This window comes from Humitalea sp. 24SJ18S-53, assembly GCF_050632385.1.
Lineage (GTDB): Bacteria > Pseudomonadota > Alphaproteobacteria > Acetobacterales > Acetobacteraceae > Humitalea.
Genome location: NZ_CP192599.1, coordinates 5,007,539 through 5,030,656, shown reverse-complemented (window position 1 = coordinate 5,030,656; position 23,118 = coordinate 5,007,539). Strand labels below are relative to the sequence as shown.

General features: G+C 70.3%; 19 protein-coding genes and 1 tRNA gene. 11 read left to right on the top strand and 9 right to left on the bottom strand.

The genetic code is table 11. The features are described 5' to 3' along the window. Positions 1–66: 66 nt before the first annotated feature. Together ACQW02_RS24160 and ACQW02_RS24155 are read right to left on the bottom strand one after the other, a co-directional pair. A complete protein-coding gene (locus tag ACQW02_RS24160) occupies positions 67–762 on the bottom strand; it encodes a DnaJ domain-containing protein (RefSeq protein WP_431282467.1) in 696 nt (231 codons plus the stop codon). Next, entirely contained in the window at positions 762–1,460 is a 699-nt protein-coding gene (locus ACQW02_RS24155; protein WP_431282466.1) for a VWA domain-containing protein, read from the bottom strand. Before ACQW02_RS24155 ends, ACQW02_RS24160 begins: the two co-directional genes overlap by 1 nt. Positions 1,461–1,670: 210 nt before the next feature. Between ACQW02_RS24155 and ACQW02_RS24150 the strand changes: the two genes are divergently transcribed. After that, positions 1,671–2,606, top strand: coding sequence for a hypothetical protein (locus ACQW02_RS24150; RefSeq protein WP_431282465.1), 936 nt, complete (start codon positions 1,671–1,673; stop codon positions 2,604–2,606). Between the two features lie 64 nt (positions 2,607–2,670). Here ACQW02_RS24150 and ACQW02_RS24145 read toward each other — a convergent pair whose 3' ends face one another. Further along, positions 2,671–4,938, bottom strand: a complete 2,268-nt coding sequence (locus ACQW02_RS24145) for an NADP-dependent malic enzyme (protein ID WP_431282464.1) — start codon at positions 4,936–4,938, stop codon at positions 2,671–2,673. Between the two features lie 68 nt (positions 4,939–5,006). Then, positions 5,007–5,092 (bottom strand) — tRNA-Leu (locus ACQW02_RS24140). A 20-nt stretch (positions 5,093–5,112) separates the two neighbouring features. On the opposite strand from ACQW02_RS24140, the gene lipB reads away from it, so the two are divergent. Together lipB and ACQW02_RS24130 are read left to right on the top strand one after the other, a co-directional pair. Next, complete coding sequence (gene lipB / locus ACQW02_RS24135; protein ID WP_431282463.1) at positions 5,113–5,769, top strand: lipoyl(octanoyl) transferase LipB; 657 nt, start codon at positions 5,113–5,115, stop codon at positions 5,767–5,769. A 40-nt stretch (positions 5,770–5,809) separates the two neighbouring features. Continuing rightward, the gene (locus tag ACQW02_RS24130; RefSeq protein ID WP_431282462.1) at positions 5,810–6,493 is read left to right on the top strand and encodes a hypothetical protein; all 684 of its coding nucleotides are present in this window, start codon (positions 5,810–5,812) and stop codon (positions 6,491–6,493) included. A 147-nt stretch (positions 6,494–6,640) separates the two neighbouring features. Here ACQW02_RS24130 and ACQW02_RS24125 read toward each other — a convergent pair whose 3' ends face one another. Next, positions 6,641–6,787 (bottom strand): hypothetical protein, encoded by a 147-nt coding sequence (locus ACQW02_RS24125; protein ID WP_431282461.1) that lies wholly within the window; start codon positions 6,785–6,787, stop codon positions 6,641–6,643. 202 nt (positions 6,788–6,989) lie between these two features. Between ACQW02_RS24125 and ACQW02_RS24120 the strand changes: the two genes are divergently transcribed. Next, on the top strand, positions 6,990–7,901 hold the full coding sequence (locus tag ACQW02_RS24120) for a hypothetical protein (protein ID WP_431282460.1): 912 nt from the start codon (positions 6,990–6,992) through the stop codon (positions 7,899–7,901). Between the two features lie 296 nt (positions 7,902–8,197). On the opposite strand, the gene ACQW02_RS24115 is transcribed toward ACQW02_RS24120, so the two are convergent. The 4 genes from ACQW02_RS24115 to ACQW02_RS24100 form a co-directional block, all read right to left on the bottom strand. Beyond that, entirely contained in the window at positions 8,198–9,685 is a 1,488-nt protein-coding gene (locus tag ACQW02_RS24115; protein ID WP_431282459.1) for a DEAD/DEAH box helicase, read from the bottom strand. Positions 9,686–9,912: 227 nt separating this feature from the next. Beyond that, entirely contained in the window at positions 9,913–10,608 is a 696-nt protein-coding gene (locus tag ACQW02_RS24110) for an ATP12 family chaperone protein (protein WP_431282458.1), read from the bottom strand. A gap of 20 nt (positions 10,609–10,628) precedes the next feature. Beyond that, a complete protein-coding gene (locus ACQW02_RS24105) occupies positions 10,629–13,022 on the bottom strand; it encodes an AsmA family protein (RefSeq protein WP_431282457.1) in 2,394 nt (797 codons plus the stop codon). Between the two features lie 38 nt (positions 13,023–13,060). Further along, positions 13,061–14,059, bottom strand: a complete 999-nt coding sequence (locus ACQW02_RS24100) for an RluA family pseudouridine synthase (RefSeq protein ID WP_431282456.1) — start codon at positions 14,057–14,059, stop codon at positions 13,061–13,063. 265 nt (positions 14,060–14,324) lie between these two features. Between ACQW02_RS24100 and ACQW02_RS24095 the strand changes: the two genes are divergently transcribed. From ACQW02_RS24095 to ACQW02_RS24065, 7 genes are all read left to right on the top strand, one after another. Further along, positions 14,325–14,642: a hypothetical protein gene (locus ACQW02_RS24095; protein ID WP_431282455.1), complete on the top strand. Its 318-nt coding sequence runs from the start codon at positions 14,325–14,327 to the stop codon at positions 14,640–14,642. 416 nt (positions 14,643–15,058) lie between these two features. Next, complete coding sequence (locus ACQW02_RS24090; protein ID WP_431282454.1) at positions 15,059–16,135, top strand: hypothetical protein; 1,077 nt, start codon at positions 15,059–15,061, stop codon at positions 16,133–16,135. A gap of 89 nt (positions 16,136–16,224) precedes the next feature. Then, on the top strand, positions 16,225–18,141 hold the full coding sequence (locus ACQW02_RS24085) for a polysaccharide biosynthesis protein (RefSeq protein ID WP_431282453.1): 1,917 nt from the start codon (positions 16,225–16,227) through the stop codon (positions 18,139–18,141). Further along, on the top strand, positions 18,134–19,480 hold the full coding sequence (locus ACQW02_RS24080) for a nucleotide sugar dehydrogenase (RefSeq protein ID WP_431282452.1): 1,347 nt from the start codon (positions 18,134–18,136) through the stop codon (positions 19,478–19,480). Before ACQW02_RS24085 ends, ACQW02_RS24080 begins: the two co-directional genes overlap by 8 nt. 13 nt (positions 19,481–19,493) lie before the next feature. Continuing rightward, the gene (locus ACQW02_RS24075) at positions 19,494–20,648 is read left to right on the top strand and encodes a DegT/DnrJ/EryC1/StrS family aminotransferase (protein WP_431282451.1); all 1,155 of its coding nucleotides are present in this window, start codon (positions 19,494–19,496) and stop codon (positions 20,646–20,648) included. A 221-nt stretch (positions 20,649–20,869) separates the two neighbouring features. Then, positions 20,870–21,940, top strand: a complete 1,071-nt coding sequence (locus tag ACQW02_RS24070) for a S1C family serine protease (protein WP_431282450.1) — start codon at positions 20,870–20,872, stop codon at positions 21,938–21,940. 54 nt (positions 21,941–21,994) lie between these two features. Then, on the top strand, positions 21,995–22,984 hold the full coding sequence (locus ACQW02_RS24065; RefSeq protein WP_431282449.1) for a YihY/virulence factor BrkB family protein: 990 nt from the start codon (positions 21,995–21,997) through the stop codon (positions 22,982–22,984). Positions 22,985–23,118 lie beyond the last annotated feature (134 nt).

Genomic DNA, 23,118 nt, shown 5'->3' with positions numbered 1-23,118 from the left:
TTCCTTGGCTGGCGTGGGTTGAGGAAGGAGTGCCACGCTGCCCCCCCAACGGGCAAGCCGGGGCTATCAATCGCCCAGAAGAAGGTCCCGCGCCTGATTGATCCGCGCGGCCAGCCAATCGCTGCCGCCCCGGTCCGGATGGGCCTGGGCCATCAGGCGCCGATGCGCGGCCTTGATCTGCTCGGGCGTCGCGTTGTCGGGCAGGCCCAGGATGGCCAGTGCCTCGGTCCGGTCCATGGCCCCGCCGGCCGCACGCGGCGGTTGTGGCTGGTCGCGCCAGTCGGGGTCGGCGCGGTCCAGCCAGGCTTCCAGCAGCGGTACGCTTTCCGGGTCACTGGCCTGGCAATCGGCCAAAAGCGCCAGGACCTGCGGCAGCGCCAGGTCGGCCAGCGACTGCCCGGCATGGTCGCCGCGACTGATCGCGCCCGTCATGGTGCCGCTATCGTGATCAAGCGTCATGGTCAGGGTCGCGGTTTCGACCGTGCTGACCCCGCCCGCATGGGCGCGCCCGCCGGTGGCGAAGGTCCGGGCCTGCTGCCAGGACCGATACCAGCGCAGGACCAGCGGCCCGAACAGCACCAGCGCGCCAAAGGCCTGGCCGGCACGGCCGGAGACGATCAGCAGCAGCGCGATCGCCAACCCCAGCCCGCCCAGCAGCCAAGCCCCGCCACGCCGGACCGCGGCCGGGGGGGCGTTGGCAAAGCCGCGCAGCAGCAACAACACCGCGATCAGCCCGACGCCGCCCAGGGCCAGCCAGGCCATCAGCGCGCCGGCGCCGGCAATTGCCCAGCGATCCGCGCGGCCGCCGGCCCGGCCAGCGCCGCCAGCGCCCGCCGCCCGCCGGCCGCAAAGACCGCCACCGCCCGCAACAGGTCGCGCAAGGCCCCCGCACTGCCGGCGTCGAAGGGCGCATAGGCCCCGCCGGACACGCGGGCGATCTGGCGAAAGGCATTGGCCGCGATCGGATGCCCGCCTTCGTGGAAGACGAAGACCGGCGTGCCACGCAACCCGAGTTCACCGGCGGCGTGGCACAGCGCGTCCACATCCTCCTCCACCGCGTCGCCGACGAAGACCAGGGCGTTGACGCGGGTTTTCGTGGTTTCCGCCATGGCATGGCGCAGCACGCGCAGGATCTGCGTCTGGCCGCCCAGGCAGCGCACGCCGGTCATCCGCCGCGTCATGTCATCGGGATCGGTCAGGAAGGGTGTGCCGGCGAATTCCATGAAGCCGCGGAAATAGCAGAGCGACACGGCCAGGCTGCCGACCTCGGCCGCCGCGTGGAACATCTGGGCCTGCAGATGGCAGGCCTGGTCCCAACTGTGCTGGCGACTGGCGGTGGCATCGAGGGCGAAGATCAGCCGCCCCGGCGTGCCGGCGGTGCGGACGGCCGGCATGGCGGCGACCTTGGCCAGGAAGGCCGCGACGGCGGGATCGGTGCGTTTGGCGGGCGTATCGGCCATGCAGCGCATATGGGGCGTTGCGGCCTGGGTGCCTAGCACCTGGGCGGCCTGCCGACCGTTGTCACACGCGAACGGCCCAATTATGCGTGAGGTCTCGATTGTGAATGTGCCGGTGCCTGGAGCCGCCAGGGGCGCGCCGGTAGCGTCGATGCGGCAACCATCTTGGGGCGGGCTTCGATGATTCGCGTGATGACGTGGAATTGCCTTGGGATGGACGACCTGGTCAAGCGCGCAAGGCTTGAGACCTACAAGACCGCCAACGCGATCAATTACGCTTTCCTGCAGGAGGGATCGAAGAATTACACCGCGGCGGAATCCGAGAAGAACACCTACGCCAGCATGCTGCTGGTCGACGCGGATGCCGCGTTGGGCAGCGCCAACAAGAAGGTGCTGAGGACGGCCTTCGGCGAAGGGAATTTCCTTGGCCCGGCGGTCACAGGCGGGGGCGGCGTCGGGCGGGGTGCCTATTACAATGTCCTGACTGCGCCACTGGGAATTTTACCATACCCGCCAGGCGAAACCGCGGATTTGAATTACGCCTTCAATCCGGATGTCCGCGAATGGGTCTTCGCACCCGGCAAGCACGCATCGATCATCCGCGGATCCAAGGGCAAATTGCTCGGCGGCACCGCCAACCGCCCCGTGATCACCGATCGCATCCTGTGCGAAGAGAAGCTGACCGGGCCGATCCAACGGCGGGCCGACCTGTTGGCGCATCGACGGCCAAAAATGGTCCGGGTGGCCGACGGGCTGGCGCAGGTCACGATCTACCACTGGCACGCCCCACTCGGCGGGGACACCACCCTCACGCGCCTCGGCCTGGCGACGGGCAATGAGGGGATTGCCGGCGAGGGATCCGGCGGCGAGGTCGCGGTCGCGGCGAACCTGTTGTTCAAGAAATTCCTCTGCGGCGCCGGCCCTTTCCCGGCCCGCACGCTGCTGGTCGGCGACCTGAACATCAGCCCCGCGGCGGTCGCCCATATCTACGGCGGCGTGGCGCTGGGCAGCGAAGATGGCTGGTGCCACGTCATCGGACCGCCAGGCGCGACGCTCACGCTGCTGCCCGGCAGCAATACCATGGCCAATGCCTTGGCCCTGGGCGGCAGCGACCACGCGCCGATCGTCTGCGACGTGACGTTTCCGTGATGGAGGGAGGTTGCGCCATGGAGAGGGCGAAGCCCCTCTCAAGGCGCGCCCTTCCCCCCGACGGTTACTGCCGCGCCTGGGCCACCGCCAGCGCCGTCACATTGGCGATGCCGCGCGCGGTGACGCTCGGCACCAGCACATGGATCGGCTTGCGCATCCCCAGCAGCAGCGGGCCGACCATCAAGCCGTCGCTGGCCGCCTTCAGCAGGTTCAGGCTGATGTTGGCCGCATCCAGCCCCGGCATGACCAGCAGGTTGGCGGTCTCCGTCAGCCGGCTGTCGGGCACCGCCTTGTCGCGGATCGCCGGGACCAGGGCCGCGTCGGCGTGCATTTCGCCATCCACTTCAAGCTCGGGCGCGGCGGCGCGGATCAGCCGCAGCGCCACCCGCATCTTCTTGGCCCCCGGCGCGTGGGATGCGCCGAAGGACGAATGCGACAGCAGCGCCGCCTTGGGCACGATGCCAAAGGCCCGCACCTGTTCGGCCGCGAGCAGGGTCATCTCCGCGATCTGTTCCGCCGTCGGGTCCAGCACCAGGTGCGTGTCCACGAAGAACAGGTGGCCCTGCGGCAGGATCAGCGCCGACAGCGCATAGACACGCGACACGCCATCCGCCTGGCCGATCACGTCATGCGCCTGGTACCAGTGGCGCATCCATTCGCCGGTGCCGCCGCAGATGGCCGCATCCGCCAACCCGGCTTCGAGCAGCAACGCCGCCGCGACCGTCGGCCGCCCGGCGACCGCGCGTTCCGCCGCATCGGGCGGGATGCCGCGGCGGCCAACCTTCACCTGGTAGATTTTCGCCAGGGGATCGAACACCGCGTGGTCCTGCGCCGGATCCAGGATCCGCACGCTTTCCGAAAAATCCATCCGCAGCCCCATGGCATGGGCGCGTGATTCGATGACCTCCCGCCGGCCGAGCAGGATGGGTTCGGCGATGCCCTCGTCCAGCACCGTCTGCACGGCGCGCAGGGTCCGTTCATCCTCGCCCTCCGCATAGACGACGGTGCGGGGCTGGGCGCGGGCGGCTTCGAACACCGGGCGCATCAGGTTGCCGGAGCGGAAGACGAAGCGTTCCAATTCGCTGCGATAGGCGGCGAAATCCTCGATCGGCTTGCGCGCGACGCCGCTTTCGGCGGCGGCCTTGGCGACCGCCGGGGCGACCTCAAGAATCAACCGCGGGTCGAAGGGCTTGGGGATGATGTAGTCCGGCCCGAAGACCGGCGCGGAACCGCCATAGGCGGAGGCGACGGCCTCGCTGGCTTCCTTGCGCGCCAGGCCCGCGATGGCCTCGACCGCCGCGATGGTCATCTCCTTGTTGATCGTGGTCGCCCGCACATCCAGCGCGCCCCGGAACAGGAAGGGGAAGCAGAGGACGTTGTTGACCTGGTTCGGATAATCCGTGCGGCCGGTCGCGACGATCGCGTCGGGGCGCGCGGCGCGCACCGCCTCGGGCAGGATTTCCGGTTCCGGATTGGCCAGCGCCAGCACCAGCGGCTTTGGCGCCAGCAGATGCAGCCATTCCGGCTTCAGCACGCGCGGGGCGGACAGGCCGAGGAAGATATCGGCGCCCGGCAGCGCGTCTTCCAAGGTGCGTTCGTTGGTGACGCGGGCGTATTTCGCCTTCCACGGGTCCATCTGTTCGGTGCGGCCTTCGTAGACCACGCCCAGGATGTCGCAGACGGTGACGTTTTCCCGCTTCAGCCCCATGCTCAGCAGCAGGTCGAGGCAGGCGAGCGCCGCGGCGCCGCCGCCGGTGTTGACGACCTTCACCTCGGACAGTTTCTTGCCCTGCAGCACCAGCCCGTTGACGATGGCGGCGGCGACGGTGATGGCAGTGCCGTGCTGGTCGTCGTGGAAGACGGGGATCTTCATCCGCGACCGCAACTCGGCCTCGATGATGAAGCACTCGGGGGCCTTGATGTCCTCAAGGATGATGGCGCCGAAGGTGGGTTCGAGCGGGGCCACGACCTCGATGAATTTCTGCGGGTCGCGTTCCTCGACCTCCAGGTCGATCGAATCGATGCCGGCAAATTTCTTCAGCAGGACGGCCTTGCCCTCCATCACCGGCTTGCTGGCCAGCGCGCCGATGGCGCCGAGGCCCAGCACCGCCGTGCCATTGGTGATGACGGCGACGAGGTTGCCGCGGGTGGTCAGGTCCCAGACGGCCTCAGGGTCGGCCACGATCGCATCGCAGGCGGCGGCGACACCGGGGGAATAGGCAAGCCCCAGGTCGCGCTGCGTCGCCATCCGCTTGGTGGGTTCGAGCGAGAGTTTGCCCGGCCGCGGCAGGCGGTGGTAGTCCAGCGCTGCCTTGCGGAAATCTTCGTCCATGCCGGTCCCCTATGTCCTTCCCGCAAGATGGGCGGGTGAGACGATCAAGGCAACGCGGGAACAAAAACTGGTGCGGTCGAGAAGATTCGAACTTCCACAGGGTTGCCCCTACCAGCACCTCAAGCTGGCGCGTCTACCATTCCGCCACGACCGCAGAGTGGCGGGGCATAGCCGATGACAGGGAATGGTTCAACTGGCCCCGCGTGGCTAACTGCACCCGGCCTGCTGCCCTACCCCCAGGGGCTGGCCGCCATGGCCGCCCGGGCCGCCGCCATCCGGGCCGGAACAGCGGGGGACCTGGTCTGGCTGGTCGAACACCCGCCGACCTATACCTCCGGCACCTCCGCCACGCCCGAGGGCATGCTGGACGCGCGCTTCCCGGTCTTCGCCGCCGGGCGCGGCGGGCAATGGACCTATCACGGCCCCGGGCAGCGCACCGCCTATGTGATGCTGGACCTGACCCGCGACGGCCGCGCCATCCCGCCGCGCGACGTGCGCGCCTATGTCCAGGCGCTGGAGGGCTGGGTGATCGCCGCACTCGCCCGGTTCGGCGTGGTGGCGGAACGGCGGGAGGGGCGGATCGGGCTTTGGGTCGCACGACCCGGCGGGCGTGAAGACAAGGTCGCGGCCATCGGCGTGCGCATCACCCGCTGGGTCGCCTGGCACGGCATCGCGGTGAACGTCGCGCCCGACCTGTCGCATTTCGGCGGCATCGTGCCCTGCGGCATCCGCCAGCATGGGGTGACCAGCCTGCGCGACCTGGGCATCCCCGCGACCATGGCCGATCTGGACGCGGCCCTGCGCGCCGCCTGGCCCGGCGCCTTCGGCTGACGCTGCTGGACGCGGCCGGATGGGCGTCGTCTGATGCCGCGTGCCAGACGATCCACCAAGCCGCATCGACATCATCACGCGGCAGCGGCGCGAGGTTCTTGGCCCCTCGATCGATGCCCTGGTGCGGGAGATCGACGCCAGGCTGCCCGCCGCCGAGCGCCCGGCTTTCGCCGCGCTGATCGACGCCGCGGATCCCGATGGGGATGGCGACGCGCTGTTCCATCGCCTGACAGCGATGCGCGCCAGGCTGGGGCCGCCGCCGCTGCCGGCGGGACAGCCGGCGGGGACGGCCACGGCCGCCGTCGCCGGGCTGGTGGTGGGGGCGGTGCTGGGGCTGCCGGCCGGCTTCCTGCTCTACATGGTCGCGCGGGCGACCCTGCTGCCGACCAGCCTGTGGTCCTCCGATGCGCCGATGTGGGCGATCATCGCGGCGACCATGGCGGGGGGCGGACTGCTGGGGGCGACGCAGGGCGGGCGGCCGACGCGGTTGGGGCGGGCGCTGCTGCGCGGTGCGGTTGGGTTCGTGCTGGGGGCCATCGGCGGCGCGATCCTGGGCGTGGTCGTCGCCGGGGCCATCGGGGCGGCGCTGGATGTGTCCCAACGCGAAGGCGCCTTTGCCATGGGCGTCGCCTTCGGGGTCATGCCGCTGGCGGGGGTGTCGGGCGGGGTGCTGATGGGGTTTTGGATGGGGCGGCGCGCTTGGCGGCAATGGGGCCGGGCCTAGCGGCGGGGCGAATGCCAGGCAAAACGCCGCGGGGTCCACGCGCCGGTACCCGCAAATATTTGAATTTGAATGGTTTTTGCGGTTTCGACCGCCTGCATCTCCGGCCGCGCGCGCGAATGGATTGCCCGCGCGGCCCGATGTGTTGCGTCAGTCGGCCGTCGAGGGGCCCTCGGCGTCGGCCTCGGGCGTTTCCCGCGGCTTGCCAGGCAGGACCGGCGTCATCGCCGCGCCATCGGCGGCGAAGCTCGGCAGGTCCTGGGACTGCGTGGTGTCAGGCTGGTTGGTGTCGGGCATGCTAAGGCACTCCAGTATGGTGCAGCGCAACATATGGGGCGCCCCGACCAGAAGACCAGAGACAGTTTTGTGCACCGCGGCAATCGGCCCCGCATACGCGAATGTCCTGTGCAAAACCCTAAGCCGAACGATAGCGTCGCCGACCGTGGCGCCCCTGCGGGCGTACCGCACACCGGGATGGACCTGCGGGAGGTCGCGAGCGATGTCGGAGAACAAGCTCAAGCGGAAGAGCGGGCGCCTGTCCGTCCAGGTCGACAACCGCATCAAGCGCGCCAAGTTGGACATCAGCGCCGAGGGCCTGGCGATCAAGGACCTGATCGAGGCCGAGTTCGCGTCCAGTTCCTCGGACGCGGCCTGGACCGGCGTGGACGACGAGCAGACCTACGCGGTGCTGACCGGCGATTGGCAGACCTATCGCTTCGATGCCGGCTTCGCGGTCAAGACCGCGGTCCAGGTGATCGGCCTGGCCCATGGCTGCCACACCTGCCTGACCCATGCCGAGACAGATCGCGACCAGCCCTGGACCGGCGACCATTGCCCGCCGACCCAATTGCCGAAACTCGCGCGCGACTGCCTGGAGACGCGGGACAAGACCTACCTCTTCCCGCAATGCAAGCGCTGCAGCGATCAGCAGGCACCGCTGGTCGCGCAGATCTCCAACATGGCGAACAAGGATATCCCCGATTTCATCGATGACCTGACCGGCACGCAGAAGTCCCTGCTGACCGGCACCAAGTCACCGCATACCATCGGCATCCGAAAGAATTGCGTCGCGGCGACGGGACCCTTCGTCAGCCCGGTGCAGGGGCTGGATATCCAGACCATCGGCGGCAATGTCCGGCGCGGCGGCTGCCATACCTGCGGGACAGAGTATCCGTGCCCCTATTACATCGCCGACCATGTGGTGCCGAAGTTTTTGGTCAGCGAAGGATTTCGACAATTGTTCCTGGCGCTCGATATCGAACTGCCGGACCTGCTGTTCAGGCCGCAATGCCAGCGCTGCTCGAACGGCCAGGGGGGGGCGGTGTCGCGCCTGGCCGTGCGGGCGCGGGCCTATGGCCAGACCCTGGGAATCGTCTTCGACGAAGCGCCGACGGTCCGCTGGAATTTCTGAATAATGGGGAAGTCGCGCTTTGAAAGGGGCTTCGCCCCTCTCAAACTCTCCCCACCAAGGGGCCGTGGCCCCTTGGAACCCACGGGATTTGGTAAAATAAAGGGAGGGGCGAGACCGCGTCTCGCGTAGGGCGCACCAGCGATGCCCCTCCCTTTATTTTACCAATACATCCCGCCGGTCCAGGGGCGGCGGCCCCTGGTGGGGGAGGTCTGGAGGGGGCGAAGCCCTCTCCATGGCGCAACCTCCCCAGCATGCCGCAACCCGCCCGAGCGTTGCCGCCCGGACGATGCTGGGTCCTACCGCCCGCGGCGCAGGAAGGCCGGCAATTCGCTATTGCCGCCGTCCGACGCGCCGCCGTCACGGAAATCCTGGTCGCGCCAGCCACGGTCCTTGCGGCCCTCGGCCGCTTCGCGCGGGGCCGACGGTGAGGCATGGCGGCCGGCACCACCTGGCGCGCCACGCGGGGCGGCCGGACGGGGCGCATCGGGGCGCCGCGCCGGGGCGTGGCCCGCGGGGGCCGCCGCGCGGCGCGGATCGCGTCCGCCGCCGCCGCCACGATGTTCGCCACCGCGGTTCTGCTGCTGCCGGCCCTGGCCGCGCGGCGCGGGCTTGGGAATGGGCGCGCCCGGCAGCGGCACGTCGCCGGAGGCGGGAACCTGCTGGCGAGTCAGCTTCTCGATCGCGCGCAGCAGGGAGATGTCGTCGGGGCTGACCAGCGCCACCGCCTCACCCGACGCGCCGGCGCGCGCGGTGCGGCCGATGCGGTGGACGTAGGTTTCCGGCACTTCCGGCAGGTCGTACTGGATCACGTGGGTGACGCCCGGCACGTCGATGCCGCGCGCGGCGATGTCGGTCGCGACCAGCACCGGCGCGGTGCCGGCCTTGAAGGCGGCCAGGGCCTTTTCGCGCTGGCTCTGGCTGCGGTTGCCGTGGATCGCGTTGGCCTGGACGCCGTCCTGCTCCAACTGCTTCACGATGCGGTCGGCGCCATGCTTGGTGCGGCTGAACACCAGCACGCGGCCGACGCCCTCGGCGGCCAGCAGTGCCGACAGGGCGGCGCGCTTGCCGTCGCGGCCGACGTGGATGACGCGCTGGTCAACCCGTTCGGCCGTGGTCGCGACCGGGGCGACGGAAACCCGCACGGGCTCGCGCAGCATTTCGGCCGCCAGGCGGTCGATCTCGGTCGGCATGGTGGCGCTGAAGAACAGCGTCTGCCGGGCGGCCGGCACGCGGGCCACGATCTTGCGGGCGGCGGGCAGGAAGCCGCGGTCCAGCATCTGGTCGGCTTCGTCCAGCACCAGCGTGGTCACGTGGTCCAGGCGCAGGGTGCCCTGGCTCATGTGATCCATCAGGCGGCCGGGGGTGGCGACCAGGATGTCGACGCCGGCCATGATGGCCCGCTTCTGCGGGCCTTCCGGCACGCCGCCGAAGACGACCGCATGGGTCAGCCCGGTGTGGCGGGCGTAGGACTTGAGTTCGGCCGCGATCTGCGACGCGAGTTCGCGGGTCGGCGACAGGATCAGCGCGCGGCAGCCACCGCGCGGCGGGCGGCCGCCCTGGTTCAGCAGGCGATGCAGCAGCGGCAGGCCAAAGGCCGCCGTCTTGCCGGTGCCGGTCTGGGCGATGCCCAGCACGTCACGGCCGGCAAGTGCCGCCGGGATGGCCTGGGCCTGGATGGGGGTTGGCACGACGAAGCCGACATCGGCCACGGCACGCATAAGGGGTTCGGCCAGGCCGAGGGAGGCGAAGGTAATGGTATCGGTCACGAGAGTCCTGTCGGCCATACCCGAGCGGCATGGCGCGTGCGGCAACCCAAGCGTGGTGCGGGGCGGCTGCGGGGTGATTGGCCGCCACCCCTTATGAAAAAAGGGTCCCACCCGGAGAGCCCCGACCCACTGTTTTTTGGGGTGTCGTGGGGCGTCCGATCACGCGATGGGCGCGGCATGGGCGGGATGAACCCCGCCGACCTGGGGCTTATGGCAGCAAGGCTGCCGTTTCGCAACGCAAAAAGTCAGGCCTCGCGCGACAAGGCGAACAGATGGGCCGCCAGCGCGACATCGGCCGCCACGGCTTCCGCCCGGGCATCGGCCTCGGCATCCACCCCCCAAAAATCCTGCTGGAAGGCTTCGTCGATGCGGGCGGCGGCCAGGGCCTCGGTCACGGACAACCGGCCTTCGACCAGCGCCAGGGCGAGCACCAGGCTGCCGAGCGACGGCACCAGTATGCCAAGTGCCGCCAGGCTCCAGGCGTCCTGCCGGGCCACGGCGGCGTGCAGGGCGGCCAGTGCCACCGGATCCTGCGCCACCGGCATGACACCCTGGGTCACGCGCAGCCGGGCGCCGAGCGTGTCGGCCGCCCAGTCCAGCAACGGGTCCCAGGTCGCGGCCTGGCGGGCGGCCAGGCGCGGATCCTCGGCGCGGTAGCAGAGCAGGTCGGTCTCGCCATAAACGGCCAGGGCATCGACCACCGGTGCCGGATCGGGGGCGATGCGGTCCTGCGCGGTGCCGACCAGCCGGGTCAGCGGCAGCGAATCCCAGGTGAACTCGCCCGTCACGCCCTGCCATTCGGCGGCCACGCCGGCGGCCATCGCGGCCCCTTGCACGGTCAGCGCACCACCGCCCGGCAGGCGCATCGGCCGCCCGTCGAGGGTCAGGCCGTAGCCGCCGGGGATGGAGGTGACCTCGACCTTGGTCCAGAAGCGCTTCATGTGCCGCGCTTAGACGGACCTCAACGCCCCAGCAACCCGCGCAGAAGATCCTGCGTCGTGACCCGGGGGGCGGGCTCGGCATCACGCGGGGGCGGCACCGGGCCGGCGCGGCCGCCGCGGGCGGCGGTCAGCGCGGGGGCGCAGTCCGGCAGCGCCGGGCCGCCGTTCGACAGGTCTTCCGCCAGCGCGCCCAGGCGCCGGTCGGGGGTGCGTTGCAGCGACAGCAAGGCGCCCAGCGCCCCGGCGGCGGCGCCCCGCGCATCGACCTGGCCGACCCGGGGGGCCGCCAGGGTGCCGACCACGCCGACCGGCGCGCGCACGTTCACCTGGCCCAGGCGCAGGTCGGGCAGCAGGCGCAGGTTCAGTGCCTCGTCGGCCAGCCCGATCGCGCCGGTGCCGCCCAGGCGCCCCAGCGCGCCCTCGACCAGCAGGGTCTCGATCCGCGCGGCGCCATCGCCGATGCGCAGCCACAGCGCGGTGCAGCGTTGCGCGATGCCTTCGGCCGGCATGCCGCCCGGCAGCAGCAGCGACAGCAGTTGTGGCGGAATCCCCGCGACCATCGCCGGTTCCAGCCGCCCGCCCAGCATCGCCAGCCCCAGGTGCCCGCTGGCCCCGGCCAGCCAGGCGCGCAGGCCGCCGGCCGGCCCGGCCAGGTCCAGGTCCAGTTCCAGCGGGCCGGACAGCCGGCGCGGCAGGCCGTAGGCGGTTTCGAACGCCGCCGTATCCAGGTCCTGGGTGCTGGCGCGCAGGGCCAGGCGGGCCGGCGTGGCCTCGATGCGCAGCGCGACCTGCCCGCCGGGCAGGGTGACGGCGAAGGGGTCCAGGATCGCGCTGCCCGGGGCCAGCACGGCCCGCAGGTCCAGGTCGCGGTAGGTCACGCCGTTCCAGACCAGCTCGCCAAGGCCAAGCCCAGCCTCTCCGGCCACCGGCAGGCGGGCCAGCCAGTCGGTCGGCAGCGGCAGGTCGGGGATGACCCGCGCCGGCCCGGGGCGCGGCAGCGGGGGGGCCACCAGCGGGGCGGCCGGCGCTGCGGGTGCGGCCGGGATCGGCACCGCCAGCGCCGCCATCGTCGCATCCAGGTCCAGCCGCTGGCCGCGGAGTTGCGCCGTCACCCGCGGCGGTGTGCCCGGCTGCAGCAGGATGTCGCCCGCCAGGTCGCCGCTGGCGCTGGCCAATTCGAACGGCGCGAGGCGGATGCCGTCGCCCTCGGGCGTGGCGCGGGCGCTGACGCTGACGTCGCGCAGCGCGGGAAAGGGCAGGCCCAGCCGGCGCCCGGTGGCGCCGAGATCGGCGGCGCGCAGAGCAAAATTCCCGGCGCCCGGCCCGCCGGAGGCGCCCAGGACCCCGTTGGCGGTGATCGTCAGCCCCTCGCCCTGTGCCACCAGCCCCATCGGCCAGTCACTCGCCGGGCGGCCGGGCCAGAAGCGCGCGGCCGGGCCGGCGGTCAGCTCCAGCGCCAGCAGGCCCAGGCCGAGGCGCAGATTGGCCGTGCCGGTGATCGGTGCCTCCGGGCCCTCGGCCGCGAGCCGCAGCATTTCCAGCCGCGCCGGGCCCTGGGCCGCCTGGGCGACCTCCAGCCGCAGCGCGCCGATCGCCCGGCCTGGGCGGAGTGCCGCGCTGATCGTGATGTCCTGCATCGCCGGCCAGGTGGCGGCGGCCGGCAGCAGCGGGGCCAGGCGCGCGGCGCGGTCCAGGCGCAGGGTCGCCATGCCCTCGGCGGCGTCCCATTGGTCGGGGCCGGGGGCGCTGCCCTCGAAGCGCAGGGCGATGCCCTCGGCCGTCGCCTCGGCCGTCAGGGGCCAGGGCGTGGCGGTCAAGGCGCCGGCTTGTGCGGTCAGCCGCAAGGGCTGGTCGCGCCAGCGGGCTTCGGCCGCGAAATGGGTGCCGGCGCGCAGCGTGGCCTGGGCGATGTCGATGCGCTGGCCCGCCGCCGCGACCCGCGCATCGGTCAGCACCACATTGTCCAGCCGGAAGGCGGCGGGGCCAGGGTCACGCGGGGCTGTCGGGGCGCTGGCCGGGGCGGCGGGGGTGGGCGGGCGTTCAAAAATCCAGTTGCGGCGTTCCAGCAGCAGGTCGGCGCCGGTCAGGCGCAGCGCCGAGACGACCACCTGGCCGCGCAGCAGCGGGCCGAAGGCGACCTCGGCCTCGGCCCGGCGCAGGGTCAGCATCTCGGGCCGGCTGCCGCCGGGCAGGTTGGCCAGCGACACGCCCCCCGCCGCGACCGACAGCGGGAACAGGCCGAGTTTCAGCGGGCCGTCGATGGTGACGCGGCGGCCGGTCGCGCGCTCCGCCTCCGCCATCAGGCGGGGGCGCAGGCTGTCGGCGTCGAAGACCAGCAGCAGCCAGGCGACCGCGCCCGCCAGCAGCAGGGCGGGCAGGGCCAGCAGGAACAGGGCAAGGCGCTTGAGGGTCATGCCGCCTTATATGTGGTGACCCCGCCCGCGCCCTAGGCTTACGGCGTGCGGCGTGGCTTGTGCGTGCGCGGCGCCTCGAAACCGAAGTAGGTGAAGGTTTCCGCCATATGCGATGGCAGCGGGGCCTCCACCTCCAGCGTTCCGCCCATCGGGTGCGGCAGCTTGATGCCCCGTGCGTGCAGGTGCAGCGCGCCGGGCAACCCCTCGATATGCGCGGCCGAGGCGCCGTATTTGCCGTCGCCCAGGATCGGGGCGCCCAGGGCCTCCAGGCAATGCACCCGCAACTGGTGGGTGCGGCCGGTCAGGGGCTTGAGTTCCATCCAGGCGGCGCGGTGGCGCACGACGTCCAGGGTGCGGAAGTCGGTCACGGCGCGGATGCCCTCCGGCGCGCGGGCGCCGGGTTCCTCGGGGTCGGCGACGGCGGCCGTCATGCGTTCGCCGCGGGCGCCGGGGGCCTTCATCAGCGGCATCTCGATCCGCCCTTCGGGCGGCACCGGCTGGCCGACGACCACGGCCCAGTAGGTCTTTTCCGCATCCCGCCCACGGAAGGCGGCGGCGAGCTTGCCGGCCGCCCCGGCCGTGCGCGCCAGCAGCAGCACGCCGGAGGTATCGCGGTCCAGCCGGTGCACCAGGCGGGGCCGTTCCTCGGCGTCGAACTTCAGCGCGTCCAGCAGCCCGTCCAGGTGCTTGGTGATGCCGGGGCCGCCCTGCACCGCCAGGCCATGCGGCTTGTCGATCGCGATCACATGGTCGTCGCGATACAGCACCATGCGCTGCAGGTCCTTGGCGACGCGGTCATCCACCGGGCGGGGCGCGGCCTTGGGCGCCTGGCCTTCGGGCAGCGGGGGCACGCGCACGACCATGCCGGTGGACAGGCGGTCGTTCGCCTCCGCCCGCTTGCCATCGACGCGCACCTGGCCGGTGCGCAGCATCTTTTGCAGCGCGCCCTGGGTCAGTTGCGGGAAGTGGCGGCGGAACCAGCGGTCGAGGCGGGTATCGGCGTCATCAGCGCGGACGGTCACGGTCTGGATCGTCACGGGCGACGAACACGGCAGGCGGTGGACATGGCTTCCTTACAACAAAAGTGAGGCCCCGCCTGGAAACGGGGTCTTTCGGACAAATAGGCTGGGTCCGGCCGGGCGCGGGGCGCAGATCGCCCCTTGGCCGCGCCCTCTTACACCGGAACGTGGCGGCCGTGGGGTCAAAAAACCGCAGGGCTTGGTCACGAAACGCTAACCTCTCCCGGCCCTTGCTCCTCCCCACAGGGTACGGCACGGGGCCGGGCCGGGGAGGCAGGGGCACATGAAGATCGGCTACGAAGACAGTGGCGAGGCCTTTGTGACGGCCTATGAGCCTGGCGACATGGTGCTGCTGAAGTCGGATGAAACCGGCCCCTATGCCTTTGGCCGGGCCGGGGATTGGGGGCGGGTCACGGCGTTCGATGCCAGGACCGGGCTGACCAGCATCGCCATCGCCGGGTATTCGCAGCCCAAGGGCGGCACCCTGGCGTCGCTGTCCGACATCCCGCGCCGCATCCTGCAACCCTGCGACAAGGCCGGCGTCCCGGTGCCGCTGAAGCGGCATATCCATATGGCCCTGCCGGGGCGGGGGCGCCTCTGACGCTTTTGCCCGGGGCCTGCCAGGGTGTGTGACCAGGGCGGCCGCGCCGTTGCGGGGGTATGCAGCATCGGCGGCCTATGAGCCGCAAGGGCCGATACCCTTCGGCAAGGGCCCGCGTCGCGCGCGGTTTCGTGTCTTGCGCATGGTATCGAAACGGACCACGCTCTGGCGCTAAAGATTGTAGAAAATCGCACAAAAAGAGGCGCGGCACCGTGGGTGCCTTGTCTCGTATGATGTTGCTAAAAAAATGAAATTGGCCGTCATCGGACCGGCACCGACATAAGCATCCGCACGGCTTGGCTGGGTCGTTCCTGTCCAGGCAGCCAAAAATATAACAAAAAATGGGGGCGCGAGTGACCAAGTATATAAAGCGCGACGTGACTGTGTCGAATAATGGGCCAGCCAACAATACCGGCATGGAGGTCATGCAGGGGTGGTCGTCCCTGGCGATCAAGCTCGACTTCGACATGTACGACCCTTGCCCGGACTACAGCTTCGCGACGCGTAAGCAGAAGGTTCCGAAAGGCGACTGGCCGATCATCGTGCCGCAGACCGCGCCGGACGTGGTCCAGGGCGTCGATGACCTGATGGCGAAGATGATCAAGGTGACCTGGGCGATCGCCGAGCCCAAGGCGGATGCGCAGCGGGGCAGCGCCTCACCCGGGCAGCGGCACAACGCCCCCCCGACCATCGGCACGCGCGGCGGGCCGCAGCCGCAGGCCAATGGGGTGGGCTACAAGCCCCAGGTCCGCCCGACGCCCAGCGTCATGGATGTGAAGCAGGGCGACAAATCGGCGATCGCCACCGACTGGTGGCTCACGCCCGAGTTGAAACGCAGCAACGCGGTGACCTTTCGCGGCGACAAGCGGGCGCCGGCCGACCTGTTCGAGGCCGGCGGCTTCAGCCCCCCCGATACCCGCACGGATCGCGACTACCTGCAAAGGACGGTCGCCAACGCTTTCGCCGACTACATGTTCCGGCGCTACGGCCGTCGATTTACCCCAGAAGAGATTGCCGATTGGGGCGTGAAATACGGCAAGGAAGTCATTTCGAAAGAACAGAACGAGTTGCTGTATCAATATACGATGTGGCGGAAGATCGTAAAAAAAGAATCCGCCCATATCGGCCGCATGACGGACAATGAGCTTCTGAAAGGCTTTACCTCCACGTCCAGGGCGATCGATTCATCCATTACCTTCGCGACGTTCAAGAACACGACGGGATGGATTTATGTGTCCGTGGTGCATTCGGGATATGTGATCCCGTATTGCGAAGACAGCAGTGTCGCCTGGGGGACGCCGGAGGCCGAGATCGCGCAATTCGGCGCGGTCCCGTGGGATCGTATCGTCGGCTTCATGCGTATCTCGGCCGACACGATGCGACCCAATTCCCCCATCTTCCTGCGCCGGAGCTTTCGGGTGCAGGAGCCGAATGCCTGCGACCGTATATACGAAATCATGAGCGGCAGGACGCCCGACCAGAAGCCGAAATAGGGCGTCTGCGCGGACCGCCACGGGATGGCGGGGGGAAAGCGCCGACAGAACACGTTTGCGCCGGCGCCCTTGTGGTCTATGCCCCCGGCATGGCCCTGGGCGCATCGCATCGGATTCTGCTGAACCTGGCGTTGGACGCGCTGGTCGCCGCCGTGGCGTTGCCGCTGGCCCTGTTGCTGGCGGCGCCCGGCCCGCTGCCCGCGGGGCTGGGGCCCGCGATCGTGGTGAATGTCGCGCTGGTGCTGCTGGCCGGGGCGGCTTTTGGCTTGCCGCGGCAATACTGGCGCTACATCGCGGCCCCCGACCTGATGGCCGTCACCGGGGCGGCGGTCGTGTCCTGCGCCATTTTTGCCGCGGGTGCCGCCGGGTTCCAGGCCAGCCTGTCGCCCAACCCGCTGTTTCCCGCGACCCATGCCGTGGTGCTGACGGTGCTGATGTGCGGGGCGCGCGCCGTGGCCCGGCTGCGCCAGACCCAGCCGGAGGCGGTCGGCGCCCCCACCGCCCTGGTGATCGGCACGGGGGATGCCGCGGATCTGTTCCTGCGGGCGCTCGCCCGGCAACGCCCGCCGGAATACCGCGTGCTGGGCATCCTGGCGCGCCACGCCCGCCAATCCGGCCGCCGCATCCAGGGCCAGGAAATCCTGGGCACGGTGGAGGAAGCCGAACCCGTCATCGAACGCCTGCGCGCGACCGGCCGCGTGCCCAATATCCTGGTGCTGTCGGACCCGGAGGTGCAGGGCGAGGCGCTGGAACAATTGCTCGACGTCGCCGACCGCCAGGGCATCACCCTGCGCCGGGCGCCACGGCTGACCACCTTGGACCCGGCGACGCGCTCGGCGGCCGAGGATTCCCGCCGCATGGACCTGAAACCCATCGCGATCGAGGATCTGCTGGACCGGCCCCAGGTGCCGCTGGACCGGATCGGCATGGCACGGCTGGTGCAGGGGCGGCGGGTGCTGGTGACCGGCGCCGGCGGCACGATCGGCGGCGAATTGGCGCGGCAGGTGGCGGCGTTGGGGCCGTCGATGCTGACCTTGCTCGATCACGGCGAATACGCGCTGTACCAGATCGACCTGGAACTGGCCGAAACCCACCCGGGGATTCCGCGCCGGGCGGTGCTGGCGGATGTGCGCGACGCGGCGCGGCTGGCACGGCTGGTCACTGAGACGCGACCGGACCTGGTGTTCCATGCCGCCGCGCTGAAGCATGTGCCGATGGTCGAGAACGACCCGCTGGAGGGGCTTCTGACCAATGCCCAGGGCACCCGGATCGTGGCCGATGCGGCGCGGGCGGCGGGGTGCCGGGCGATGGTGTTCATTTCGACCGACAAGGCGGTGAACCCGACCAGCGTGATGGGGGCCAGCAAGCGCCTGGCCGAGATGTATTGCCAGGGGCTGGATGTCGCCGCCCGCCAGACCGGCCAGGGCATGCGCTGCGTGACCGTGCGCTTCGGCAATGTGCTGGGCAGCACCGGCAGCGTGGTGCCGCTGTTCCGCCGCCAGTTGGAACGCGGCGGGCCGTTGACCGTGACCCACCCGGACATGCGGCGGTATTTCATGACCGTGCGCGAAGCCGTGGGGCTGGTGCTGCAGGCCAGCGTCGTTGGCGCCGAGGATGCCGAGGATCGGCCACCGGAACTGCGGGATGGCGGGATTTTCGTGCTGGACATGGGCCAGCCCGTCAAAATCGTCGATCTGGCGCGCCGCATGATCCGGCTGGCGGGGCTGCGGCCCGACAATGACGTGGAAATCCGCTTCACCGGCCTGCGCCCGGGCGAAAAACTCTTCGAGGAAATGTTCCACGGCGCCGAACCGCCCCGCCCCACGCGGTTTCCGGGGCTGCTGGTGGCGACGCCGCGCACCGCGGACCCGGCGCTGATCGGGCGCGCGATCGATGAGGTCGCGGCTGCCGCCCGCTCCGGCCAGATCGAAGGGGCGCTGGCGCAACTGGGCCGGCTGGTGCCGGAATTCGACCACAACAGGGATGGCCTGGCGCCGCATGGCTGAAGCCGCCGTGATCGCGGCTTTGCGCGACCGGCGGGCGCGGATCGGCGTCATCGGGTTGGGCTATGCGGGGCTGCCGCTGGCGCTGCGCTTTGCCGAATGTGGATTTCCGGTGTCCGGCTTCGATATCGACCCGGCGAAAATCATGGCGATCCGGGCGGGGCGCAGCCCGGTGCACGGGATCGACGACGCGCGGATCATCGGCATCGATGCGCATGGGATGGAGGATGGGGCGGCCATCGCCGCCTGCGATGCGTTGCTGATCTGCGTGCCGACCCCGATCGGGCCGCATAAGGAGCCAGACCTGTCGGCGGTGCGGGACACCATGGCCTCGGTCGCACCGCATCTGCGGGCGGGGCAGGCGGTGTCGTTGGAAAGCACGACCTATCCGGGGACCACGGCCGATTACGTGCTGCCGGCGCTGGTCGCGGCGGGGCTGACGGCCGGGGTGGATGGCTTCGCCATCTACAGCCCCGAACGCGAGGACCCCGGCAATCCGGAGGGCACCGTCGCCCGTGTGCCAAAACTGGTCGCCGGCGCGACGCCCGCCTGCCTGCGGGTGGCGGAGGCGCTGTATGCCCCCGTGGCCGGCCAGGTCGTGCCGGTCTCGTCGCTGGCCGTCGCGGAACTGGCCAAGCTTTATGAGAACGTGTTTCGCGCCGTGAACATCGGGCTGGTGAATGAACTCAAGCGCCTGTGCCACGGCATGGGGCTGGATGTGCATGAGGTGGTGGACGCCGCCGCGACAAAACCCTTTGGCTTCATGCCGTTCCGGCCGGGGCCGGGGCTGGGTGGGCACTGCATCCCGGTCGATCCGCATTATTTGGCCTGGACGGCGCGGGGGCTGGGCCTGCCGTCGGATTTCATCGAATTGGCGGGGCGGGTGAATGATTCCATGCCGGCCTATGTGGTGGAACGGCTGCGCGATGCGCTGGATGCGCGTGGCCGGGGGCTGAACGGGGCGCGGATCCTGCTGCTGGGCCTGGCTTATAAGTCAGGGGTGCCGGATACGCGCGAAAGCCCGGCGATCGAGATTTTCCGGCTGTTGTCGGCGCGCGGCGCGGTCCTGGGCTATCACGACCCGCTGGTGCCACGCTTCCCCACGACGCGGCGCCTGGGTGGGGCCGCACCCGACCTCGGCAGCGTGGCGCTGACGCCGGCGCTGCTGGCCGCCCAGGATGCGGTGTTGTTGGTGACGCCCCAGCCGGGGATGGACCTGGCCATGGTGCTGGCCCATGCCGCGCTGGTGGTGGACACCCGCGGCGCGTTGCGACGCGACACATCGGGTGATTTGGGCGACGCGGCCGCCCCGGCGTATCGAGCAACCGTGATTCAGGCTTGAAGAGACAGATCCCATGACTGCAGTGACTCGCCCCATCGGGCTGTTCGACATGGCCGCCCAGCAGGCGTTGATCCGCGCCGATATCGACCGGCGCATCGCCTCGGTGCTGGATAGCGGCCGCTTCATCAATGGGCCGGAAGTGGCCGAGTTGGAGGCCGCGCTGGCGGCCTTCTCCGGGGCCGCGCATTGCGTCGGCGTGTCTTCCGGCACCGATGCCTTGCAGATCGCCATGATGGCCGAGGGGATCGGCCGCGGCGATGCGGTCTTCCTGCCGGCCTTTACCTATACGGCGACGGCCGAGGTGCCGCTGGTGCTGGGGGCGACGCCGATTTTCGTCGATGTGGAGGAAGGCACCTTCAACATCGACCTGGCCGACCTGCGGCGCCGTATCGCGCTGGTCGAGGCCGAGGGGAAATTGCGCCCGCGTGCCGTGGTGGGGGTGGACCTGTTCGGTCGCCCGGCCGACTGGCCCGCCATCCAGGCGATCTGCGCGGAAAAAGGGATGTTCACCCTGGATGACGCGGCGCAGGCCTTTGGGGCCTCGCTGCATGGCAAACGGCTTGGCCAATGGGCCGATGCGGCGGCGCTGTCGTTTTATCCGACCAAGACGCTCGGCTGTTACGGCGATGGTGGCGCGCTGCTGACCAATGATGCCGACCGCGCCGCGCTGTATCGCCAGTTGCGCACCCATGGCGAGGGCGGCAGCCGGTATGAGGTGCTGCGCACCGGCATGAACGGGCGGCTGGACACCATCCAGGCCACCATCCTGCTGGCCAAGATGCCGCTGTTCGAGGGCGAGTTGGCGGCGCGCCGCGTCATCGCCGCGCGCTATGCCGAACAATTGGGCGATGCGGTGCGCGTGCCGGGGGAGATGGAGGGCGCCGAACAGGCCTGGGGCATCTACTCCATCCTGCTGCGCGATGAGGCGGAGCGAGACCGGGTAAAAGCCTCGCTCCAGGCGCAGGGCATTCCGTCGGGCATCTATTACCCCAAGCCGCTGCATCACCAGCCGGCCTATGCGGCGGGGCACCTGGCCTCGATCGGGCAGATGCCGCCGTTGCCGGTGGCCGAGTCGCTGTGCGGGCGTATCCTGGCGCTGCCGATGCATCCCTACCTGGACACGGCGCAGGTCGACCGGGTCGCGGCGGCGGTGCGGGGCGCGCTTTAGGGTCTGTGGACAGTTGGTTCGGGATGCGGTCGGCGATCGATTTTTCGTGCCTGCAAGGCGGATTTGCGCGGCCGATGTTGTTCATCGGCGAGCAAAGCCAACGCGACAGGTGCGGAAAAGCGCCGCCGAACGCGCCCGAGGCCAATTGTCCACAGGCCCTAGCCCCCATGTTGAGCCCGGGCGCCCAAAGGCCCAATGATGGGCGCTGACTGGAGTTCATGATGACCACCCCGCTGCCGCGCCGCTTCTTCCTCGCCCTGCCTGCCGTGATGATGTTGCCGGGTGCGGGCTGCGCCCAGCGCGGCCTGTCGGCCAGCGGATCGCCGCTGCCCGATTTCGCCGATTTGGCGGAGCGGGTGCTGCCCGCCGTCGTGAACATCGCGGTGCAGGGTGAGCCTGGCACGGTGCCGCCGGAACTGCGCGGCACCCCCTTCGAACGCTATTTCCGCGACCGCCGCGGGCGCCAGCAGATGAGCGGCGCGGGGTCGGGCTTCATCATCGACCCGACCGGCCTGGTCGTGACCAACAACCATGTGCTGGGCAGCAGCACGCGCGTGGTGGTCGGCCTGCAGGACGGCACGCAATTGCCGGCGCGGGTGGTCGGCACGGATGACCTGACCGACCTGGCCCTGCTGAAGGTGGAGGCCAGCGTGGCGCTGCCGACCGTGGGCTTCGGGTCCAGTTCCGCGATGCGCGTCGGCGCCTGGGTGCTGGCGGCGGGCAATCCCTTTGGCCTGGGCGGCAGCGTGACCTCGGGCATCGTCTCCGCGCGGGGGCGCGACATCGGCACCGGCCCCTTCGACGATTTCCTGCAGACGGATGCCGCGATCAACCCGGGCAATTCCGGCGGGCCGCTGTTCAACCTGGCGGGCGAGGTGATCGGCATCAATACCGCGATCTATTCGCCGAGCGGCGCCAGCGCCGGCGTCGGCTTCGCCACGCCATCCGACCTGGCGCGCAACGTGATCGAACAGTTGCGCCGCGATGGCCGCGTCGATCGCGGCTGGCTGGGCGTCGCAGTGCAGGATCTGGTGCCGGAACCCGGCCAGCGCGGCCGGCGCGGGGTGCTGGTGCAGGGCGTGGAACGCAACAGCCCCGCCGCACGCGCCGGCTTGCGCCAGGGCGACCTGGTGACGGCGCTGAACGGCGAAACGCTGGACACCAGCCGCGCGCTGATCCGCAGCGTCGCGGGCACCGCGCCGGGGCAGAGCGTGCGGCTGACCTACCAGCGCGACGGGCGCTCGCAGGAAGTGTCGGTGCAGGTGGCGCGGCGGCCGGCCGCGGCCAACTGAAGCCTGCAACCGCAGCCACGGCTGCCGCGTTTGCCTGGGGCGGAGGAGCCCCAGATGATGTCGCGCGCGATGGCCATGGCGAAGGACACGCTGATCGGCTTCTTCGCCGATGATGCTTTGTCGCGGGCGGCGGCCATCGCCTATTTCACCTTGTTCTCGATTGGCCCGCTGCTGTTCATCGCCTCTGGCGTCGCCGGGCTGGTGTTCGGCGACGCGATGGTGCGCGACGCGCTGAACCAGCAACTGACCGGCTTGCTGGGGGATGACGCGGGGCGCCAGGTCGATGCCATGGCGCAGGGCGCATTGGGCGAAGCGCGGGGCGGCTGGGCAGTGTTCATCGGTGCCGGCACGCTGCTGCTGACGGCCTCTGGCGCCTTCGGTGCCCTGCAGGGGGCGCTGAACGCGGTCTGGAAGGTGGAGACACCGACGGAAGCGACCACGGCGGAAACCATCACCGGCTTCGTGCGCGCCAAGGCGGCGGCGATGGGGCTGGTCGCCACCACCGGCTTCCTGCTGTTGGTGTCACTCAGCATCAACGCGGCCCTGTCGGTCCTGGGCACGTGGCTGACATCGCTGTCGCCGGCGATGGAGACGGCGTTGAAACTGGCGAACGAGGCCGTGTCGCTCGGCGTCACCGCGCTGTTGTTCGCCGCCATCTACAAGATCCTGCCCGACCGCCGGCTGGCGTGGCGCGACGTGATGATCGGCGCGCTGGCCACCGCCGTGCTGTTCACCGCGGGCAAGACGCTGATCGGGCTGTACATCGGCGCATCGGGCGCGGCAGCGGGGTTTGGCGCGGCCGGCACCATCGTGGTGGTGCTGCTGTGGATCTACTACTCGGCCGTGATCTTCCTGCTGGGCGCGGAATTCACCCGGGCCTGGTCGGGGAAGGAAGCCGCCCTGCCCGAAGATGCGGCCCTGCCACGGGCCAAGGTGGCTGCGGCGATCGCCGCCGAGGCGCCGGTGGCAAAGCCGGGCGTCCAGCCGCTGCTGCTGACCGCACTTGGCGCCTGCGCGATCGTGGCGGTGTTCGCGCGGCGGTGATGGGTTGTCGAAGGATGGGGAGGTTGCGCCTTGAAAGGGGCTTTGCCCCTCTCAAACTCTCCCCACCAAGGGGCCGTGGCCCCTGGAACCCACGGCGTTTGGTAAAATAAAGGGAGGGGCATCATAGTCGCGCC

Coding starts and splice junctions, on each gene's coding strand:
- ACQW02_RS24160 (WP_431282467.1), bottom strand. CDS start 762: ATGGCCTGGCTGGCCCTGGGCGGCGTCGGGCTGATCGCGGTGTTGTTG.
- ACQW02_RS24155 (WP_431282466.1), bottom strand. CDS start 1,460: ATGGCCGATACGCCCGCCAAACGCACCGATCCCGCCGTCGCGGCCTTC.
- ACQW02_RS24150 (WP_431282465.1), top strand. CDS start 1,671: ATGGACGACCTGGTCAAGCGCGCAAGGCTTGAGACCTACAAGACCGCC.
- ACQW02_RS24145 (WP_431282464.1), bottom strand. CDS start 4,938: ATGGACGAAGATTTCCGCAAGGCAGCGCTGGACTACCACCGCCTGCCG.
- lipB (WP_431282463.1), top strand. CDS start 5,113: ATGACAGGGAATGGTTCAACTGGCCCCGCGTGGCTAACTGCACCCGGC.
- ACQW02_RS24125 (WP_431282461.1), bottom strand. CDS start 6,787: ATGCCCGACACCAACCAGCCTGACACCACGCAGTCCCAGGACCTGCCG.
- ACQW02_RS24120 (WP_431282460.1), top strand. CDS start 6,990: ATGTCGGAGAACAAGCTCAAGCGGAAGAGCGGGCGCCTGTCCGTCCAG.
- ACQW02_RS24115 (WP_431282459.1), bottom strand. CDS start 9,685: ATGGCCGACAGGACTCTCGTGACCGATACCATTACCTTCGCCTCCCTC.
- ACQW02_RS24110 (WP_431282458.1), bottom strand. CDS start 10,608: ATGAAGCGCTTCTGGACCAAGGTCGAGGTCACCTCCATCCCCGGCGGC.
- ACQW02_RS24105 (WP_431282457.1), bottom strand. CDS start 13,022: ATGACCCTCAAGCGCCTTGCCCTGTTCCTGCTGGCCCTGCCCGCCCTG.
- ACQW02_RS24095 (WP_431282455.1), top strand. CDS start 14,325: ATGAAGATCGGCTACGAAGACAGTGGCGAGGCCTTTGTGACGGCCTAT.
- ACQW02_RS24090 (WP_431282454.1), top strand. CDS start 15,059: ATGGAGGTCATGCAGGGGTGGTCGTCCCTGGCGATCAAGCTCGACTTC.
- ACQW02_RS24085 (WP_431282453.1), top strand. CDS start 16,225: ATGGCCCTGGGCGCATCGCATCGGATTCTGCTGAACCTGGCGTTGGAC.
- ACQW02_RS24080 (WP_431282452.1), top strand. CDS start 18,134: ATGGCTGAAGCCGCCGTGATCGCGGCTTTGCGCGACCGGCGGGCGCGG.
- ACQW02_RS24075 (WP_431282451.1), top strand. CDS start 19,494: ATGACTGCAGTGACTCGCCCCATCGGGCTGTTCGACATGGCCGCCCAG.
- ACQW02_RS24070 (WP_431282450.1), top strand. CDS start 20,870: ATGACCACCCCGCTGCCGCGCCGCTTCTTCCTCGCCCTGCCTGCCGTG.
- ACQW02_RS24065 (WP_431282449.1), top strand. CDS start 21,995: ATGATGTCGCGCGCGATGGCCATGGCGAAGGACACGCTGATCGGCTTC.